Annotated in this window: 21 protein-coding genes; 6 read left to right on the forward strand and 15 right to left on the reverse strand. The window is 68.2% G+C overall.

Features of this window, described 5'->3' with window-relative positions:
• The first annotated feature begins 36 nt into the window (after positions 1 to 36).
• From ACWEVS_RS41270 to ACWEVS_RS41280, 3 genes are all read left to right on the forward strand, one after another.
• Positions 37 to 993 (forward strand): alpha/beta hydrolase, encoded by a 957-nt coding sequence (locus ACWEVS_RS41270; protein WP_452556298.1) that lies wholly within the window; start codon positions 37 to 39, stop codon positions 991 to 993.
• A 386-nt stretch (positions 994 to 1,379) separates the two neighbouring features.
• Positions 1,380 to 1,550: a hypothetical protein gene (locus tag ACWEVS_RS41275; protein WP_449919168.1), complete on the forward strand. Its 171-nt coding sequence runs from the start codon at positions 1,380 to 1,382 to the stop codon at positions 1,548 to 1,550.
• A gap of 501 nt (positions 1,551 to 2,051) precedes the next feature.
• Positions 2,052 to 3,254: a serine hydrolase domain-containing protein gene (locus ACWEVS_RS41280; protein WP_452556322.1), complete on the forward strand. Its 1,203-nt coding sequence runs from the start codon at positions 2,052 to 2,054 to the stop codon at positions 3,252 to 3,254.
• A 772-nt stretch (positions 3,255 to 4,026) separates the two neighbouring features.
• Here ACWEVS_RS41280 and ACWEVS_RS41285 read toward each other — a convergent pair.
• Positions 4,027 to 4,407, reverse strand: a complete 381-nt coding sequence (locus ACWEVS_RS41285) for a winged helix-turn-helix transcriptional regulator (protein ID WP_452556300.1) — start codon at positions 4,405 to 4,407, stop codon at positions 4,027 to 4,029.
• Between the two features lie 96 nt (positions 4,408 to 4,503).
• Here ACWEVS_RS41285 and ACWEVS_RS41290 point away from each other — a divergent pair, with 96 nt between their 5' ends.
• Positions 4,504 to 4,893 (forward strand): RidA family protein, encoded by a 390-nt coding sequence (locus ACWEVS_RS41290; protein ID WP_452556302.1) that lies wholly within the window; start codon positions 4,504 to 4,506, stop codon positions 4,891 to 4,893.
• A gap of 150 nt (positions 4,894 to 5,043) precedes the next feature.
• Here ACWEVS_RS41290 and ACWEVS_RS41295 read toward each other — a convergent pair whose 3' ends face one another.
• Positions 5,044 to 5,649, reverse strand: a complete 606-nt coding sequence (locus ACWEVS_RS41295) for a VOC family protein (protein ID WP_452414760.1) — start codon at positions 5,647 to 5,649, stop codon at positions 5,044 to 5,046.
• 248 nt (positions 5,650 to 5,897) lie between these two features.
• Complete coding sequence (locus ACWEVS_RS41300; protein ID WP_452556304.1) at positions 5,898 to 6,086, reverse strand: hypothetical protein; 189 nt, start codon at positions 6,084 to 6,086, stop codon at positions 5,898 to 5,900.
• 476 nt (positions 6,087 to 6,562) lie between these two features.
• Between ACWEVS_RS41300 and ACWEVS_RS41305 the strand changes: the two genes are divergently transcribed.
• Positions 6,563 to 6,997, forward strand: a complete 435-nt coding sequence (locus tag ACWEVS_RS41305) for a CBS domain-containing protein (protein WP_449919154.1) — start codon at positions 6,563 to 6,565, stop codon at positions 6,995 to 6,997.
• Positions 6,998 to 7,193: 196 nt separating this feature from the next.
• Here the strand turns inward: ACWEVS_RS41305 and ACWEVS_RS41310 are convergent, their stop codons facing one another.
• The 8 genes from ACWEVS_RS41310 to ACWEVS_RS41345 form a co-directional block, all read right to left on the reverse strand.
• On the reverse strand, positions 7,194 to 8,462 hold the full coding sequence (locus tag ACWEVS_RS41310) for an IS110 family transposase (RefSeq protein ID WP_452556306.1): 1,269 nt from the start codon (positions 8,460 to 8,462) through the stop codon (positions 7,194 to 7,196).
• A gap of 1,147 nt (positions 8,463 to 9,609) precedes the next feature.
• Positions 9,610 to 9,945 (reverse strand): hypothetical protein, encoded by a 336-nt coding sequence (locus ACWEVS_RS41315; RefSeq protein ID WP_449919147.1) that lies wholly within the window; start codon positions 9,943 to 9,945, stop codon positions 9,610 to 9,612.
• Positions 9,946 to 10,435: 490 nt separating this feature from the next.
• Positions 10,436 to 10,657, reverse strand: a complete 222-nt coding sequence (locus tag ACWEVS_RS41320) for a hypothetical protein (protein WP_452556308.1) — start codon at positions 10,655 to 10,657, stop codon at positions 10,436 to 10,438.
• Positions 10,658 to 10,706: 49 nt separating this feature from the next.
• On the reverse strand, positions 10,707 to 11,069 hold the full coding sequence (locus tag ACWEVS_RS41325) for a hypothetical protein (RefSeq protein WP_452556310.1): 363 nt from the start codon (positions 11,067 to 11,069) through the stop codon (positions 10,707 to 10,709).
• A 108-nt stretch (positions 11,070 to 11,177) separates the two neighbouring features.
• Complete coding sequence (locus tag ACWEVS_RS41330; protein WP_449919141.1) at positions 11,178 to 11,312, reverse strand: hypothetical protein; 135 nt, start codon at positions 11,310 to 11,312, stop codon at positions 11,178 to 11,180.
• A 312-nt stretch (positions 11,313 to 11,624) separates the two neighbouring features.
• Positions 11,625 to 12,044 carry an alpha/beta fold hydrolase gene (locus ACWEVS_RS41335; RefSeq protein ID WP_452556312.1) on the reverse strand — a complete coding sequence of 140 codons (420 nt, stop codon included), beginning with the start codon at positions 12,042 to 12,044 and terminating at the stop codon, positions 11,625 to 11,627.
• The gene (locus tag ACWEVS_RS41340) at positions 12,041 to 12,850 is read right to left on the reverse strand and encodes an alpha/beta fold hydrolase (RefSeq protein WP_452556314.1); all 810 of its coding nucleotides are present in this window, start codon (positions 12,848 to 12,850) and stop codon (positions 12,041 to 12,043) included. Before ACWEVS_RS41340 ends, ACWEVS_RS41335 begins: the two co-directional genes overlap by 4 nt.
• A gap of 180 nt (positions 12,851 to 13,030) precedes the next feature.
• Positions 13,031 to 13,213, reverse strand: coding sequence for a hypothetical protein (locus ACWEVS_RS41345; protein WP_354908293.1), 183 nt, complete (start codon positions 13,211 to 13,213; stop codon positions 13,031 to 13,033).
• Positions 13,214 to 13,321: 108 nt separating this feature from the next.
• Here ACWEVS_RS41345 and ACWEVS_RS41350 point away from each other — a divergent pair, with 108 nt between their 5' ends.
• The gene (locus tag ACWEVS_RS41350; protein ID WP_449919136.1) at positions 13,322 to 13,795 is read left to right on the forward strand and encodes a MarR family winged helix-turn-helix transcriptional regulator; all 474 of its coding nucleotides are present in this window, start codon (positions 13,322 to 13,324) and stop codon (positions 13,793 to 13,795) included.
• Positions 13,796 to 13,853: 58 nt separating this feature from the next.
• Here ACWEVS_RS41350 and ACWEVS_RS41355 read toward each other — a convergent pair whose 3' ends face one another.
• The 4 genes from ACWEVS_RS41355 to ACWEVS_RS41370 are packed head-to-tail and all read right to left on the reverse strand — an operon-like array spanning position 13,854 to position 17,725.
• Complete coding sequence (locus tag ACWEVS_RS41355; RefSeq protein WP_449919134.1) at positions 13,854 to 14,750, reverse strand: bile acid:sodium symporter family protein; 897 nt, start codon at positions 14,748 to 14,750, stop codon at positions 13,854 to 13,856.
• Positions 14,751 to 14,790: 40 nt separating this feature from the next.
• Positions 14,791 to 16,125, reverse strand: a complete 1,335-nt coding sequence (locus ACWEVS_RS41360) for a Dyp-type peroxidase (protein ID WP_452556316.1) — start codon at positions 16,123 to 16,125, stop codon at positions 14,791 to 14,793.
• Between the two features lie 22 nt (positions 16,126 to 16,147).
• Positions 16,148 to 17,164, reverse strand: a complete 1,017-nt coding sequence (locus ACWEVS_RS41365) for a hypothetical protein (RefSeq protein WP_452556318.1) — start codon at positions 17,162 to 17,164, stop codon at positions 16,148 to 16,150.
• A 27-nt stretch (positions 17,165 to 17,191) separates the two neighbouring features.
• A complete protein-coding gene (locus ACWEVS_RS41370; RefSeq protein ID WP_449919129.1) occupies positions 17,192 to 17,725 on the reverse strand; it encodes a hypothetical protein in 534 nt (177 codons plus the stop codon).
• Between the last annotated feature and the right edge of the window lie 214 nt (positions 17,726 to 17,939).

The following is a 17,939-nucleotide window of genomic DNA, read 5'->3' on the forward strand; positions in this document are numbered from 1 at the left end:
GGTTGGATCCGCCACATCGCCGAAAGGATTCGAGACATGAGCAAGCACGTACTCGAACCGGAAGCGCAGGAGATCGCGGATGCCACCGCGGACCCGCCCTTCCTCTATGAACTCGGACCTGAGGGTGCCCGCAAGGTACTCGACGATATTCAGTCCGCTCCGATCGACAAGCAGCCCGTCGCCGGCGACAAGTGGATCACCGTTCCGGCGGAGGTCGGAGATGTCCAGGTGCGCATCATCAAGCCTGAAGGGACGACCGGCCTCCTGCCGGTGATCCTCTACATCCATGGCGGCGGGTGGATCCTCGGCAACTCGGCCACGCACGACCGGCTTGTCCGCGAACTTGCCAACGGCGCGCGTGCGGCCCTGGTCTTCGTCGAGTACGACCGCTCCCCGGAGGCGCGCTATCCCGTCGCCATCGAGCAGGCGTACGCGACCGCGCAGTGGATCATCAAGAACGGCGCCGGCGAAGGGCTCGACGCCAGCCGCATGGCAGTCGCCGGCGACTCGGTCGGCGGCAACATGACCGCCGCGGTGGCGATCATGGCCAAGCAGCGCGGTGACGTGCGGTTCGTGCACCAGTCGCTCTATTACCCCGTCACCGACGCGGCGCAGGACACCGACAGCTACCGCGAGTTCGCCGACGGGCCGTTCCTCACCGCGAGGGCGATGGCCTGGTTCTGGGACGCGTACATCCCGGGCGATGGAGCGCAGCGCAAAGAGATCACCGCGTCACCGTTGCGCGCCTCCCTGGAGGAACTCGCGGGCCTCCCGCCGGCGCTGGTCATCGTCGACCAGAACGATGTCCTCAGGGACGAGGGCGAGGCATACGCCGCCAAACTCACTCAGGCCGGTGTTCCCACAGCGTGCGTCCGGTACAACGGCATCATCCACGACTTCATGATGCTGAACCCGGTGCGTTCCACCCAGGCCACCACAGCGGCCATCGACCAGGCTGTCCACGTGCTGCGCAAGGCACTCGGCACGCTTTGACACTCCCGTGACGTGTCGGGGGAAGACCGTCCTTCTGCGATGAGTTTCGGCCCGGGCGTTCGGGGATGAGCCAGGCTGCTTGGAACTGATAACGCGAGCGGAGCGTGTTTGCCGAGGTCGCGGTGCGCTCTTTCATCTGCGGCACGGTCTGGACGCCCTGAGCCGGCTGCCGTCCACCGAGGATTCGTGACTCACCGACACGCTGCCGGTGGCGGGGACGGCCGCATCGCCCACTGCGACAAGTCCGGTTCGGCCGGCCTCCATTGCATGATGCTGCCTTCGATCCCGCAGCATCCTGCCACCCGTCGATCTTCAAACTGCCCGTCGCCCCCGCCATCCTTGAACGAAACATCCAGCGCGAATGAATCCTTCTGGGGGAAGCGGAAATGAAGAAGATGATCAGCAGGGTCTTGGCGGTAGTCGCGCTGGCTGGCGCGACGTTCATGGGTGCGAGCAGTGCGCACGCCGCGGCGGACTTCTCCGATGTCATCGTGTGCGTGCGGTCGACGGCGGAGTTCGCGGACGGTTCGGTGCTCTCCTGCACAAACGTCTGGTAGACGGTCTCGTTCCATCGGATTGGGGTGTGGGCGCGGTTCGCCTCACCCCAATTCCGTTGCTCTGACGAAATGCGGCCAGGCTGAACCAGGGGTGAACGCACCGCGAAAGCCGGAGTGGAAATCCAGATCTACCTCCCATTCCGAAATCGGGCTTCACATGACCACCTGACCCGAGGTGGGGCACCCCGCACGATGACCAGCGGGCATCTCCCCGAGGGGAACGCCGTCTTTGCCGGTGCGCCAGACGATGATGTCCATCACCCCGCCGGCTGCGCGGGTCCAGCCCGTCGACATCTTGCCCCGAAGCAGGGCGATACCGGTCGCGCTGCCGACAGCGTGCGGTTTGTGAGGGGCGCGTCGGAGGGTGAGGCGGTCCGCGTCACCTATCCCTTATCACCTATCACCCGGAGGAACGGGTCAATGTCCCAACCTGTCTTTTCGTCGGATCGTGCGCGGCCACGCCGGCTGCGTACGGTCACAGCTTCGGCGCTGGCCGTGAGTATGACCGTAGCCGCGGCGTTCCCCGCTGCCGCCGTGGCCACGCCGTACGCGGACTGGAGCGGCACCACGGCGCAGCGCGCTCAGCTACAGCAGTTGGCACGGAACCTGGTGGACGCCGGGGCGCCCGGTGTGGTCGTGCGGGTCGACGACGGCCGCGGCCGGCCGATCGAGATCGCCGAGCAGGCCACCTGGACCAGACGGGATCACCTGCTCAAGGTGGGAGACGAGTTCCGGATGGGGTCCCACACCCAGACCGTGATGGCCACGCTCGTGCTGCGACTGGTCGCCGAGGGCAAGCTCGCTCTGACCGACCCGGTGGAGAAGTGGCTGCCTGGCAAGGTGCCAGGCGGCAAGGCGATCACGTTGCGCATGCTGCTGAACCACACCAGCGGCCTGTTCGACTACACCGATGACGCCGCGCTCCTGCCGTCGATCCTCGGCAAGGATCGGCGGCGGTGGACCTCGGCGAAGCTGCTCGCCGTGGGGGTGAAGCACGATCCGCTGTTCGCGCCGGGCACGAAGTGGTCGTACAGCAACACCAACTACGCCGCGGTCGGCGCCGTCCTGGAGCGGGTCACCGGGGCGAGCCTGGCCGATCTGGTCCGGGATCGGATCGCCCGACCGCTCGACCTCAAGCACACCTACTTCGCCACGGACTCCACCTGGCGCGGCTCCCATGCGCACGGCTACGAACCGGATGCCGCCCACATGCCGCAGACCGTGCCGGCCAAATTCCGGCACTTCGCCGGGGCGCGCCACCACGGTCACGTGGACGTCTCCGACAATGACCCCGGGTGGAGCGGGGCGGCCGGGGCGCTGGTGTCCACCACACGGGACTGGTCCCGGTTCTACACCGCGTTGATGTCCGGCAAGCTGCTGCCCGCCGCCCAGCTGGCACAGCTGCGCGCCACTGTGCCGAGGGACCCGCAGCAGCCGGACGGGCCCGGCTACGGACTCGGCATCCAGACCGGTACGAGCCCGTGCGGCACGTTCTGGGGTCACGAAGGCGGCATCCCCGGCTACCTCAGCATCAGTATCACCGACCGCACCGGCACCCGCTCGGCGACCGTCCTCATGTCGACGGAGGTCCAGGCCGAGTTCGGGGCCGACCCGAAGATCGCCGAGGCCGCCCCGGCGCTCCAGACGGCCGTGGCCTGCGCGATGTTCGGCAAGCCCGTGCCGACCGAGGCTCCCGCCGGCTGACCGGGGCGGTGTTGATCGGCCTGCGTGACCCGCACGCCGCCGACCGGTGGACGCCGCGCTCCCCCGCCACGGCGTCGGACTCTCCCGGTCACCGGCGAGCGCTCCACGCGCCCAGCTCACCACCGCAAGGCACCAAGCCGCGCCGCAGACCCTGACCGGCTGCAGACAGCGACAGACCGACATGTCCACCATGCCGCGAAGACGAAGATCGGAGCTTGAACGACGAGCCAAGAGTCGCATGTTTGCGGTGTCCGGCGGCGGGCAGGCGGCGGCTGTCTGCCCCGGGCGGGGTTCTCCCCGAGGCTTCGTCCGGAGCAGGCCGGGCAGGGACACCTGCCGGGAGAAGCGTCTCCCGACGGCCACGGCGCGGGAGACGACGGGACTCGCAGTCGAGCACTACGGATCGACACCAGACGCCACGCGCGCCCGCGGCGTAGGGATACCAGAAACCACCCCGCGGTTTCGAACGGCTGGCCCCGACCCCTTACACCGACCGGCACACCAGCACCCTGTTCCTGGGCACCTGCAACGCCGACGACGTGGCCGTCCGGCTGTCGATCAGCGTCCAGCACATGCGCCGGCTGGCGACAGGCACGTCCTTCAACAGGATCCGTGAGGAACTGCTGCGCGACATCGCCGTGGACCGCGGTGGCGAGTCCATCGACGAGCTCTCCCATCGGCTCGGGTTCTCCGAGCCGAGCGCACCTTCACGCGCTGGGTCGGGCGTTCGCCGGGCGCGTACCGCCACAGCCTCCCGTGACCGCGGCGGCCGTCAGGCGTCAAAGCGCCCGCGGGCAGCCTCGATGTGCGCCAGGTACCGCTGGGTCCAGCCGCACATCCCGTCAGCCACCGATCGCAGAGCCCTGCCCGGCTCGGTGAGGGTGTACTCCACCCGCGGCGGCACGGTGGGATGCACCTCGCGCTCGACCAGGCCGTTGCGCTCCAGCATGCGAAGGTTCTGGGTGAGCATCTTGTGGCTGATGCCCTCGATCTCCTGCCGCAGCTCGCCGAAGCGCAGGGTGCGCTCGCCGAGGGCCTCGATGATGAGGAGCGCCCACTTGTTGGCGACATCCGAGAAGATCTCCCGCGCCAGGGAGTCCGCGCGTCTGAGGTCCGCGGCCTCGGGTGAGCTTCCGTACTGCTTGGTCACCATCGGGTTCCCCAGTCACTGAAAAGTGCGTTCTTCCATGTCAGAGAACACTCTCTTACGGTTCCCGAGTAACCACAAGTGACTACGAAAGCAGGCGTCATGGCCATCACTCTGGTGAACCCCGACGGATTGCCCACGATCGACGTTTACCGGCAGGTGGCGATCGCGTCCGGGACGAAGCTGGTCTTCATCGCCGGGCAGGTCGCCTGGGACGCGGAACCGGAGCTCGCAGCGCAGGTCGAGCAGTGCTACCTCAACATCGGCACTGCCCTGGCCGAGGTCGGCGGTTCCTTCGCCGATGTGGCGAGACTGACCGTGTACGTCGTCGACTGGACTCCTGACAGGATGCCGGCTCTGCTGGAGGGGATCTCCCGGGCGGCCGGAAGGCTCGGGATCACTCCCGTTCCCCCGGCCACTCTTGTGGGTGTCGCGGCGCTGGACATCCCCGACCATCTGGTCGAGATAGAAGCCACCGCGATCCTCGACTGAACTGGCGTAGCTACGCAGGCGCCCGCCGGGCCGGCCAACCAGCCTTCCCACCGGCATCGAACTCTTCGTCGACGGCGGCCTGGCGCAGGTGTGAGCCCGATCGGCCGGAGCCGGCTCGGCTGAGCACAGGGCGGCATGTCCACACGGTTTCTAGGTGGGCAACTCCGTCCCGGCCTGCTCGGCGATCATGTACGCGGCATACCAGCTGGGCCAGTCCGCGTCCGGTTCGCCGGTGCGCTTCTCGTGCTCACCGTGGGCGGCCTCGGCCCGCCGTAGCGCCTCGGCCAGTTCGCCCGCGGAGGTGTAGGAGGCGGGAGCCGGGTCCACGCGCCCGGGCAGGCGGGTCGTGACCTCCTGCATGACCCAGGTGTTGCCGTCGGGGTCGCTGAAGGTGGCGAGGGAGTTGTAGGTGCGGCGCTCCGGATCCAGGCCGTCGGCCTGCCCGTCCGGGGTGCGGTGGAAGATCTCGCCGACGTCGACGCCGGCCGCGACCAGCGCCCGCCTGGCGGTCTCGATGTCGGAGACGATCACGTACGCCCTGGCCGAGCCGGGCGCGGCCGAGGTGATGTTCTCCCCGAAGTGCACCGAGCCCGGCGAACCTGGCGGCGTGAACTGCTCGACCCCGGGCGGCGTGACGTCCTGCCTCCAGCCGATCCTGCGGTAGAACTCCGTCGCCCGCTCGACGTCAGAGACGGGCAGGACGATCACCTCGATCTTCATGTCGAAGCTGCCGACGCCGACATCTGTGGTGCTCATCGCTGTCTCCTTGGTGGCGATCTTTACCAGGACCAGGGGCCCTTGGGTCGAACGGGATGCCGCCGGGCTTGGCTCGTTCGAGCTGGGCCTTCATGGAAGCTGCGCCGATCTCGAGGCGGGCGTCGCCGAAGGCGGAGTGGTGCACGAACGCGTTCCGGAAACTGACATCTCCGCTGGAAGTACCCGGGTAGCCGTTCCAGCCGATCAGGCGCGGGTAAAACCATCCGCCGGTGTGGTTCTCCACCGCGTCATCGGCTGCGTTGGCGAAGCGGAGAGGAGGAGCACCTCCTGCCGACCCGGTCCGGGCCAGGGCCGATGCCGCGTTCCAGGTAGGCACCGGCGACGTGGGCGTTGTCGATCCCGGCGCGCTTGAGCACGGCGTCGACGCCTTCCCGTGCCCGGTCGAGGGCGTCCGGATCCGTGGCGTCCACACGCATCGCGGTGACCGCCGGGACGGGCCGGGCCCGCGCGGGGTCCCGAGGAGCTTGCCTGGTACCAGAACGTGGCTGCACTCCCCACCAGGGGCGAACGTCACACCGGCGCCAGGACCATGGCCGTGCCCAGGAGGACCGCGACGGAACCCCGGCGGGACCGTAGTCGAAGGACCGGTTTCGTCGCGGTGGCGTCGGCTGAGCAGCATGCGACGCTCCGCGGCACCGGGACGTGGGCCGAACGACTCGGATGTGAGGGACCAATTGCTCTTCGAACGGTCCCCGCTGACCGTCACTGTGGAGAGGCGGGGAGTGTGCGCCCGGGGCGAGGGGGGTTGGCGCTGTCCCAGGCCGCTGCCCGATCTGCGTCTCGACGGTTCGTGCTGGAGGCCGCGGCTTCCTGGGTGTGCTCGGTGGGGCCGCCATGGGCGTCACCTGGGCGACGCTCACCGCCCTGGCGATGGTCCGGCTAGGGGGAGGACATGAAGATCAAGAACGTGATGTCCACGCCGGTGGTCGTGGTGCCGCCGTACACGGCGGTGTGTGATGTCGCCCGGCAGATGGACCATTCCGGAGTCGGCAGCGTCGTCGTCAGCGACGGACAGGAGGTCATCGGCATCGTGACCGACCGCGACCTGGTGCTGCGGGTGCTCGGGCAGGGAGGGGACGGCCAGGCGCAGGTGCGGGAGGTCATGACCAGGGATCCGGCCACCGTGCGACCTGACGACGACCTGGACGTGGCGGTCGAGATGTTCCGACGGAGCGCGTTCCGCCGGCTGCCCGTGGTGGAGGCAGGCACGGTGATCGGACTCCTGAGCGTGGACGACCTGCTGCTGCGGGTCAACCAGCTCACAGCCGACCTGCTCCGACCGCTGGCCAGGCAGATCAGCACGCCCGGGCACTTCCAGGAAGGCTAGCGCGGTTACCACGAACGTTCACCGGCGTACAACGGCGATCCGGGGTAGTGGCCAATGATCACCTTCGCCGTAGCAGCGCCGCGATGCTCGCCGTGAGGGCAGCACCCACTCCTGATCCGAAAATCGGACATTCACCGGACATGCGGCAGCGAACCTCACGTCGCGGCATGCAGCAGATTCGCGGAGACGGTAGCGGTCAGCCGGCGGGTTCGAGGGTGACGCGGTAGCCGAGGGCTTCCAGTTCGCGGACGTGGGCGTGCTTCTTGCGGTCGGGGTTGGTGCGCCGGGTGTAGAAGTCGGCACCAAGATCGATGAAGTGCGCGTCGGGGTCGGACAGCAGGTGCCAGATGATGACCAGGATGGAGCGGCCGACCGCGACGATGGCGCGCTTCTTGCCCTTGCGCCGGACGATGCGCCGGTAGCGCTCGCCGAGGAAGGTGTCGGTGCGGCCGACGACGACCGCGGCTTCTCCGAGAGTGCGGGCCAGGTAACGGTTGCCGTGCCCGGTGGCGTTCTTCCCCTTGCGCTTGCCGGCCGACTCCTTGACTCCTGGCGCGAACTTCGCCCAGGAGGTAAGGTGCGCGGCGGTGGGAAAGCGGCTCATATCCAGGCCGATCTCGGCGATGATCGCGCGCGCGGCGGTCAGGCCGATCCCCGGAACCTCATCCAGGCGCTCGACCGCCGCGGCGAACGGGTCGATCTGCTGGGTGATCCTCTGATCGAGGGCGGCGATGTCGGCGTTGATGGCATCCACCCGGGCCAGCATGGTGGCCAGCAGGAACGCGTGATGGTCGGAGAAGCGGCCGGTGAAGGCCTCCTCCAACGCGGGGATCTTGCCGCGCAGGCTGGAGCGCGCCAGCTGCGCCAGCGTCTTGGGGCTGCGCTCCCCGCGGATGAGGGCGGCCATCATCGCCCGTCCGGAGACGCCGAAGATGTCTGAGGCCACCACGCTCAGCTTGATCTGCGCGTCCTCCAGCAGCTTTTCCACCCGCTGTTTCTCAGCGGTGCGGGCCTCCACCAGGTCCACCCGGTAGCGGGTCAGGTCGCGCAGTAGCCGGACCGCCGGCGGCGGCACGAAGCTGGCCCGCAGCATCTGGCGCTCGGCGACCTTGGCCAGCCAGACCGCGTCCAGCTTGTCTGTCTTGGGTCGGCCGGGCAGGTGCTTGACATCGCGGGCGTTGACCAGCCATACCTCGAAGCCTTGTGCTTCCAGCAGGTAGAACACGGGTTTCCAGTAGTCGGAGGTTGCCTCCATCACCACGCGGGTGACGCCCAGGCAGCGCAGCCGATCGGCCATCGACAGCAGCGACCGCGTCATCGTGTTGTAGGTCTGCACCTCCTGCAGCCGCCTGCCGGCCTTCTTGTCGTCGGGGACGCGGGCGCAGCACACCAGGCTGGCCTTACCGACATCCAGCGCGGCGACCCTTTCGACGATCTCCTCGGTGTCATGGGTGGGGGCGAGCATCGGGCCTCCTTACCGCCGAACCGACTAGGGGTGGTTGCCCGCGGGAGCCGCAAGGGGACGGTAAGCGAATCTGATCCGCGTGCTCGCAGCAACAGTGAAAGGCCCACAGGCGCGGCTCCCGGCGTCCGACTAAAGCACGGCCTCAACGACCAAGGAGATACGACGTCCGCGGACAACCACCCCGATTTTCAGGCCCGAACGGCCTCCACCGCCAGGGGAGATTGGAGACTAAAGCCATGAGCACATGCTTGGTGTCCGAAGACGCGCGCCTCTGCCGGATCACTGGCCTTGCCGGGAAGCGCTGGGCCTTGTTCAGTTCCTCATCTACCACGCGGCAAAACGCGCGGCTGCGGGTGCGACTCGCGGCCGAAGGGCGATTTTCCCTTCGTCGCCCGCTGCGACGGCGTGCGCATCAGTTGTCCGGCGTTCAGGTCCGATGGATCCTTCTATTGGCCCGGCCACACCGCAGGATGCAGAATTCACGACAACCCGTGGAAGAGGACGAGAGCATCAGCTCGACCCTGGCGTTGATCGGCCGCATAACGGAAACGGACATGGCCGCTGACTGGCTTGAGGCGGTGCACTCTCGCATCGGACTGACCCGAAGGTGACGGGGTGGGTCTCCGATCGCCCTGGCGGGCGGCCCGTTCCGGGCTGAAAATCGGGGTTGTTGCCCGCCGACGTCGTGTCTCTATGCGCGCCTGATGATCTGGCTATCAGGCCGGCCTTTCAGATTGCCCGTAAAGACGGGGGTGATGTTGGCCGGCGCATCGCTCTCATGCCCTCGCGGGACTTGGCCGCCGCGTGGGGCCACCGGCGTGAACGTAGGCGACCGCGAAGGAGTACCACGTGCGGGCGCTCTCGGCTCTGGCCATGGAGGCCGGCAGACCGCACTCCAGCTCGAAGGCTTCACCGTTGCGCGCGGCCTGACGAAGCCCGGACCGGAAGCTCTCGGCCAGGCCCTTGGTCTTGAAGGTGGACGACTTCTCGCGGTTATCGACCCGCCCAGCGCACGGTGTGGGAGACGATGCGCGGTTTCTTGCCCTGACCGAGGCGGGCCTGCCCGACGTTCGGACAGGTCCGCCCGGTTCTGGCTCGGGAACCCTTACGGGATCACGAACCCCTGTACGGCTGCGATGGGCAGCGGCTAACACGAAGCCTTGCCCAGCTTGAACCCGGCGTTGTAGCCGTGATCGTATGCCGCGTCCTGCAGCTCAGGGGCCAGCCCCTGTCGGGGCTGTTGGCCCTTGCATGAGGCTTGCCCTTCGGTGTATCCCTCGTTGAAGCCGCGCGAGCACAACGTCCTGAGCTCGCCGTTGAAGTTGCGGGTGCACGTGGGCGGCGCGACCTTCAAGGTCGCCGTGATGTGACTGTCGCCAGCGCTCACGGACGTCGGAACGACCGAGGCTTGCGAGACAGCGACCGTCCCGAACACGAGGGCGGGGATCAGCGGACTGGCGATGAGCAGACATTTTCCGCGCATCTTCGTCTCCTTCCTGATGAAGCCATCTCGAAGACCGCGACTTCATCCGGGGAAATGGCGCCGGGATGGCTCGGGAGAGCCGATCCTCGTGAAGGCGAACCTTCCTTGGGAATTTCTGCTTCCTTAGCCTCTCAGCGGAGGACATCTGGCTGTGGCCCCTGATTTTCGTCGCCGCCCATTGGCGATGTTTTCCGACATCGCATGCCGGCTGGGGCGACGCACTACCTCCAGCATGGGATTCGGCTTTTCTGCGTGTCCAGGCACTTGACCTCAATCTGAGCACGGTTTTTCCTGTTGCCCGCAGATTTCCGAGATCTTAACTGAACACGAAGGGACCTGCCTGTTTGCGCCAGGCTTCAGGGGGACAGCAGAGCCACCGGGGACAGTCAAAACATGGCTTGAGTTTTGTCGTTTTGTAGGGCGACACACGGGACGAAAGCCGATCTGGCACCAGCGGCTGAATCGCCCCGCTCTCCACATCGAGGAACCGCTATCTCCTCCACAGGTGCCAGGTGGCGAGCACGACGAGCGCCGTGAAGCCCGACGTGAGCGCGCCGCCCTCCCCGATGAACCAGCCGGAGTGCTCCGTGGCGGCGGTCATGGCTCCGGCGACGAAGTAGATCGATGCGTTGAGGGTGGCGTGCAGGACCAGGACCGGCCAGATGCTCCCGGTGCGCAGCCGCAGCCACACCAGCGGATAGGCGAGAGCCACCGCCTCCACCCCCTCCGAGTCCCTGTGCGGTCCCGGAACCGGCTACAGGTCAGCGATCAGCCGGCGGTGCGTCCGGCGGCGGCCGGTCCGCCGGGGTGGCAAGCCCTTCGACGGCCATCCGCGCCAGGACCCGCCGAACGTCTTCCACGTCCACGCCCGCGATGGCCGCCAGTTCCTCCACCGGGTACGGCCCGGCGCCGTGGCGGTCGACAAACGAACGGATCGCCCGGAAGGTCACCAGATCGGCCGTTCCCGCGGCCAGCGACTCCAGCTCCTTGAGCGCCAGATCCAGCCACACGACATCCTCGCCGGCCTGCACGCGACGCTCACGCTCACGGCGCATGGTCGCCAGCAGCCCGGCGGTGTCGTAGGCGATCTCGGTGAGGATCCGGTCGCGCTCGACCTCGTCCACACCCTCATGCTGCGCCTGCTCAGCATGCGGTGTCCCCCCAAGTCAGACAAAATCATCCCCGAGCAAGTTGTCCGATAAGACGGTCTTGTCTGACCTGTTCGCGAAGGATCAGGGCACGTAGGTCACCTCGGGGAAGCGCGGCGCGGGCCCGTGCAGCAGGCGGCTGTCCAGCCCACGCAGGTGCCGGTCGAAGAAGGCGGCGGGACAGGCACGCTGCACGGCCAGGCCGCGCTCGGTAACCACGGCTGGCCAGCTCCTCGACCACGACCGTGGAGTCAGCCCGGTTGGCGCCGTTGCCGGGTGAGAACACCACCACCGGCAGCCGCCTGCCGCGCACGGGCGCGCTCAGCCGGGCGTGGGTGAGCGGCAGCCGTACCTGCCGGGAGGACAGGCCGCTGTCCTTGAGGAAGAGGGCCGCAGCGGCCGGGGGCAGGTAGGGCGCGCAGGGGCGGCCATCGTCCCTCTCAGGGCAGGCCCGCGCCCGGGCCGTCACATCGGCCGCTGCCGTCGGTGCGCGGACGGAGACCTCGTCGGGGACGGCCGCGCCTGACCATGTCAGTGCTCGCGGAGGAAGCCGCGCAGGAGGCGAAGGTAGGTTGCGGTTTGCTCGTGGGCGATCCCGTGGCCGGCGTTCGCGACCTCGGCGAGGCGGGCGCCGGCGATCGTGTCGCGGTACTCGGCGGCGACGTGGGGTTTGATGTAGTCGCAGGTGCCGCGCATGATGAGCGCGGGTACGTGGAGCCGGCGCAGTCGGGGGCGAGGGTCGGGGACGCGCATGGCGTCGGCGACGGTGAACTGGTTGGCGTAGAAGCCGGGGCGGTTGCCGTGCGTCGGGGCGGGCGGGCCGTCCGGGCAGGTGGTGGCGTCCTTGCCGATGAGCAGCAGTTCGCGCATCCGCCAGTCGGCCTCGCGGTCGGGGACGAGAGCGTGCGCGGCGGCCGGGCCGTTCTCCAGCAGGAGGGACAGAGCGATCATGCGCGGGCTCCCGAGGAGGTCGTCGCGGCGGCGGGCCTGGTCGGGTGTGAGGCGGTTCCACGGTTCCCCGATGTCGCCGGCGCCGGGTGCCCAGAGCGCGCCGGGGGAGACGAAGACCGCCTTGGCCACCCGGCCCGGGTGGGCGGCCAGATACTATACTGGGCGGTCAGCGTGGCCCCCCACGACCTGCCGACGAGGATCATCTTGGGCGCGCCGATGACCTGCCTGATCGCCTCGAGATCGGCCACCTGGCGGGCGACGGTGTAGCCGGTGACGTCGGCGAGGCGGCTGGAGCGGCCCGCGCCGACCTGGTCGTAGGCGTAGACGTCGAAGCCGTCCGCGGCCAGTTCCTCCGCCCCTTCCGGCAGGCCCTCGCCCGCGGTGCCCGGTCCGCCGTGCAGGAAGATCACGGGGTACGGCTCGGCGCCGCCCTTCCGGTGCGTGTAGGCGATGCGGGAGCCGGTGGGCAGGTCCCAGTACCTGACGTACGCGGGAGCGGCCGGGGCGAGCGGCGTCGGTAACGGCCGGAAGACGAGCAGCCAGGCGCTCACCGCGGCCAGTGCGGTGACCGTGACCGCGAACCAGACGGCGGCGCGCCCGGCCGAGCGCGTCAGCAGTCGCATCGACGGCCGGCCCAGCAGAAAGGCGACCAGCAGGCAGACCAGGACTGCCGCCGCGCACAGCATGGGGATGACGGCGGTGACGGAGGCGAGCGCGAGAAAGGAGAACGCGGCGGCGGCCACGGCCAGGAGGGCGGCGATCAGGCCGGCCAGCAGGCCCGCCGTGCGGCGAACAAAGGTGAGCATGCCGCCAAAGATCCTCTTGTGAGGTGTGTGCGGCATCGGGAGCAACCCCGGCCCTCGCCCCGGGTTCCGGGCGGATACTCCTCCTGCGGACCCACTACTTTCGTCCTGGAAACGTGGCGAACCGGGTGCGTGTCGCGGGCGCCCTGGTGGTGCAGGAGGACAAGCGGCTCGGCCGCGGCATCATGATGGGTAGAAGTGCATGACGACGGCGAGCCCCACGAAGTGGATGATCACCACGAAGGTGATCAGGAAGATGAACACGAACTTGGCCGGGCCGTGCTCGAAGTGCTTACCCTCCTTCAGGGGAGGCAGCTTGGCCTGCCGCTCAGCGATGCGCTCCTCCAAAGGCTTGCGGTAAAACACGGGTGTCCTCCAGGGGTCAGCCGACCGATAGGTTTGCGTGCAGGTTATTGGTGGGCTATTAGTTTGTACACAAAGTAACCTACCAGGGAATGGAGGAGGAAACCTCATATGGAGCCTGTGACAGGCGTAACAGACCTGCTGGCGCTGGATCGGCAGGTGTGCTTCGCCTTGAGCATCGCCTCGCGCAGCGTCATCGGGCTGTATCGGCCACTGCTGCAGCCGCTGGGTCTGACTCATCCGCAGTACCTGGCCATGCTCGCGCTCTGGCAGCAGGAGCCTCTGTCGGTCAAGGAGCTGGGAGAGCTGCTTCAGCTCGATCCGGGCACCTTGTCTCCGCTGCTCAAGCGGCTTCAGGCCCTCGGCTACATCCATCGCGAGCGCAACAGCAAGGATGAGCGTGCCCTGGCGCTGACCCTGACTCCAGCCGGCAAGGAGCTACGAGCCGAAGCGGAGAAGATCCCACCCGCCATCGTGGCACGTCTCGGCATGGACATCGAAGAGTTGCAGCACCTGCACCAGTCGTTGATGCGAGTGATCGCGGCAGCACGCGGTGCCGACGAGCCCAAGCCGCACGACTCCTGACCGTTCCACGTCATTCGTCCAGGTCAAGCGGCATGCCAATTCTCCCTGAGGAGACCGGTCACGCCGGCGGACGTCGAGCCGGGTGATCCGCGGTGGTGCCGCTCCGGCGACGGCTCAGCACCGCGGCGATGGGAATGGCGGCGGCCAGGCCGCTCAGCAGGACGGCCGCGAGCGCTCCAAGGACGGCCGGTTCGTCGCCGAAGGCGAGGCCGACCGCGGCGAGCGCCGGCCCCACGTTGCGCACCGCGGTGACTCCCCCCATGGTGGTACGGAGTGCCCGCGGCCCGGTGGCCATGGCCGTGCCGAGGCCGAAGGCGATGGCGGAGAAGACGAAGCCCGCGAGCGGGCTGAGTGAGCCGATCAGCGCGACGACGTCCCGCCAGTTGCCCAGGAGCATGCCGGCCAGCACGACGAGGAAGGTCACGTTCGACGCTCCGACCGCCACGGGATGCCATGACAGGGCTGTGGGCGACGCGTAGTGGCGCACCGTCAACCCGACGGCGAACGGCACGAGCTGGAGGACCGCCACGGTCAGCATCAGTGCCGGGACGTCCAGTGCGACTCCACCGCCCACGCCGGCCGCCTTGAGCATCACGTTCGCCGTGGGACCGAAGGTGATGCTGCCGACGGCGGCCAGCAGGACCTGCATCGCCGCACCTGCGACCACGTCGCCCTTCTGCACCATGCCGAGTTTCGCGCCGAGCGGCCCACCCGGTGAGGACGCGATCAGGAGCAGCGCGATGTACGCCGCCGTGGGCAGGCCGAACAGGGCGGCGAGGCCCCAGCCGAGGAGCGGGACGGCGACCAGGTTGGCCAGGAGGACCAGCACCAGCAGCAGGACATTCGCGAACACGGCGCGCAGGGCCGACAGTGTCGCCCCGAGACCGGCGGCGAACATGGTGGCCGCGATGAAGACGACGGTGACGGCGTTGAACAGCAGCTGCAGCGTGTCCATATGGATCCCCGGTCGTCGGGCCAGAACGGCGTCACCATGCTCAGTCCGTGAGGTCGCCGAGCCAGCGCAGTGCGGTCAGCCCTGGCATGAAGCAGTATTCGCCGCCTCGCGTGACCACGAACCGCGGTGTGGAGAGCAGCCGCCGCCGTACGGGACGCCGGGGAATGGTGAAGTCGCCGGAGCCGTCGGTGGAGCCGATGACAGGGTCCTTCGCGTCACCCGCGCCGAAGAAGACGCCGTCGTTCATCCATTCGGACTGGACGAACTCGAACTGCCGCCCGAGATGCGCTCCGACGAAGGCGAACATCAGCCCGCGGTCGGCCCCGTCGTCCTCCAGGACGCCCTCGGGCAGCGGCGGCCCGTACGCGGTGCCGCGCCTGATCATGCGATGCAGCCTCGGCACCCCGGCCACCCTCGCGTCACGAGGATTGCCCCGGCGGATGTGGCAGCCGCCGGGAGTGGTGAAACCTGCCGGATCGTCCTGCTCGAACAGGAAGATGTTGTTGCGCGTCCGGTCGGCGCCGAGGCCGGGGTCGTCGTGTCGCGGGCTGAGCGCCAGCGGAGCGCCGCTGCGCCAGCGTCCCATGAGCTTCGCGGCCAGCAGTTCCTCGTCTTCAGGCCCGGTGGCGTTGTCCTTCAGGTATCGCCGGAACAGGGCCACGCGCTGGTGGAGCTTGCGGAAGACCACGTAGGTGCCGTTGCGTCCGAGGACATCGGGTTGCGGGGTCTGGATGCCGCCGAGCTCGTCGCGATAGCCGAGCACGAACTCCCCCGCCTTGAGCGGCGCTTCCAACGGGTTCGAGCCAGCGATGCCGCTGCCCTCGACGGCGGGATGGCTGATGCCGTCGCGGTAGCCGAAAGGTTCGGTCTCGGTGGGCAGCGCGTGGCAGTTCTGCCGCCAGATCGCCGTCACTCCGGGCAGGGCCTCGTAGGCCGGGCGAGCACGGTCGATGGCGGCCTCCAGCCGTGCGCTGTCGGGCGCGAGCGCCACCAGCACCACGTGGACGTCGGGTGTGCCGAGCGGCGACTCCCAGTTGTCGGGGCTGCTCTCGCCGACGTCGCCCAGCACGGTGGCCCGTGCGGCCATCCCCTGCCGGAACTCCCAGGCGAAGGTGTCCAGCCACTTCTGAGGGACACCGAGCGCCTTGAGACCGTGGTAGGTGAGCGCGACGCTGACCCAGGTCTCGCCCAACGGGCTGACCGTGTCGGCGGCCGAGGTCACCACGGCGCTCACGCGCCGCATCAGCTCCCGCCCATGGTCGCGGTCCTCGATGCGGAACAGGATGTAGGTCGCCGCGTACGGCGTCGGCCGGGGGCTGAGGACCCCGCGCTGGATGTCGTCGAGCTCGAGCTTGACCTGGGTGTCCTCGCTCACCGGAACCCGCCTCCTCGTAGCGCTACTTCGCCGAGACGATGTTGTTCCAGAAGGCGCGCAGGCTCTCGTCGACGCCGAACAGCGAGCTGAAGATCGTGGTGTCGGCGAAGATCACGTCACCGGCGCGGTCACCGCCGGGTGGCATCCACAGGAACATGTTGAACTCGGTGTTCCCGGCCTCGGTGAACGGGTGGGGCCTGGACATGTCGATCGGCTGCCTGCCCAGCACGTGGATGGCGCTCGGGTCGTCGGTGGTCACGGCGTAATGAGGCAGGTGCTTGTGGAAGTTGAAGCTGGAGACCCCTTCCAGCCACCCCTTGGTGTCCAGGTCCCTGACGATGGACAACGGGGCGCTCCTGTTCCCGTCCGTCACTGCGGGACGGAGCCCGTACCGGTTCTCGACGGGTATCCCCAGCCCTGCCATCAGCGAGCGGGTGTACCTGCCGAAGCGTTGCTGGCGGGGCACCAGCGCGTCGCCATGGTGGTGGTACTCCATGTCGCGCACCACCATGTCGTTCGACGCGCCGACGTCGTGATGCGGTCCCAGTGCCAGGCAGGTTCCCTCGCGGGAGAGGAAGTCACGCACCGCCTCGATCTCCGCGGGTGTGGCGTCCTGGCCGGTGATCATGTGGTCCAGTCCCCACACGAACAGGGTGTCGGTGTCCGCAAGGACCCGCTCGTCCAGTGGAGTGTGGAATCCGGCCTGGTCGACGCGCTGGTACACGGGTACGACGTGCCCGCTGGTCTCCTCGACGAACTGCTGGAAGGGCAGCCATCCCCAGAAGAACAGCTCCAGCCCGCCCGCGATGCCTTGCTGGAACCGCAGCGGATCCGACCATTTCGGGTCCTCGTAGGCAGGCCACGTCACGCGCCGCACTTCGGTCATCGTGGAGAACCGGTTGTCCAGTTCGGCGGTGTTCCTGCCGGCCTCGGCTGGATAGCTCCATGCGACGTAGATGCTCAACCGCCGCCGGCCGGGGGTGTACTGGCGCGGCACGTGGTTCTGGTTGTAGGTGCGCGCCGTTCTCAACTCGCTCATCTCGTCTCCGCATGGCGCCGGCGGGCATCACTGCATCTGGTCGAGCATCTCCGACAGGGCGCTCTTGACCAGCAGAGCCTTCTTGATCTCGTCGGCGGTGACGTACGGGTACTCGCCGTACTCGATGAAGCTCGGGCAGTGGTGCTCGCGAACGAATCTGATGAACGCCTCCGGGTTGGTCTTCCAGTCCTCGGGGAAGCCCTCGAGGTTCTCGAAAACCGTGTTCACCCCTGATCGGGCGAACAGTGCGATGGCGTCTTCGGTGTACTTGTCGAAATCGGTGTCGAAGATTCCCTGGTACATGAAGCGGGTGTCGTCGTCGAAGAGCACCCAGCGCAGGTAGTGCAGCTTCAGAGGAGCGAGCAGGTCCGGGTCGTCCTCCAGCGCCTTGGCGAGCGTGTGTCCGTAGCCTCGGATGACCTCAGCTCGGCCGGGCTTGACGTCCGCGATGATGGTGAACCCGTAGCACGCAGGGGTCCGCGGGTAGACGGGACCGTACTTCCCCTGCTCCAGGTGGTCGGTCTCCTTCGGGATGACGACCGCCTGCGGCCTGATCTCCATACCCGTCCCTCTCCATCGTTGTACACCAAGGGGGAAACGGTGGAGCGACCTGACTGCGGCCATTATCCCATAATGCGGCGCTGTACGGCAGGCGCGTGCACGCCCAGGGGCCGGGGGGGGGGGCGGGGGGGGTGGCGGGCGGGGCGGGGGTTTGGGGGGGTGTGCTTAGGCGACCAGAGGTCAGCACAAGGCACCGCCCCAGAAGACAGTTCGT

The organism is Nonomuraea sp. NPDC003754 (assembly GCF_053605785.1).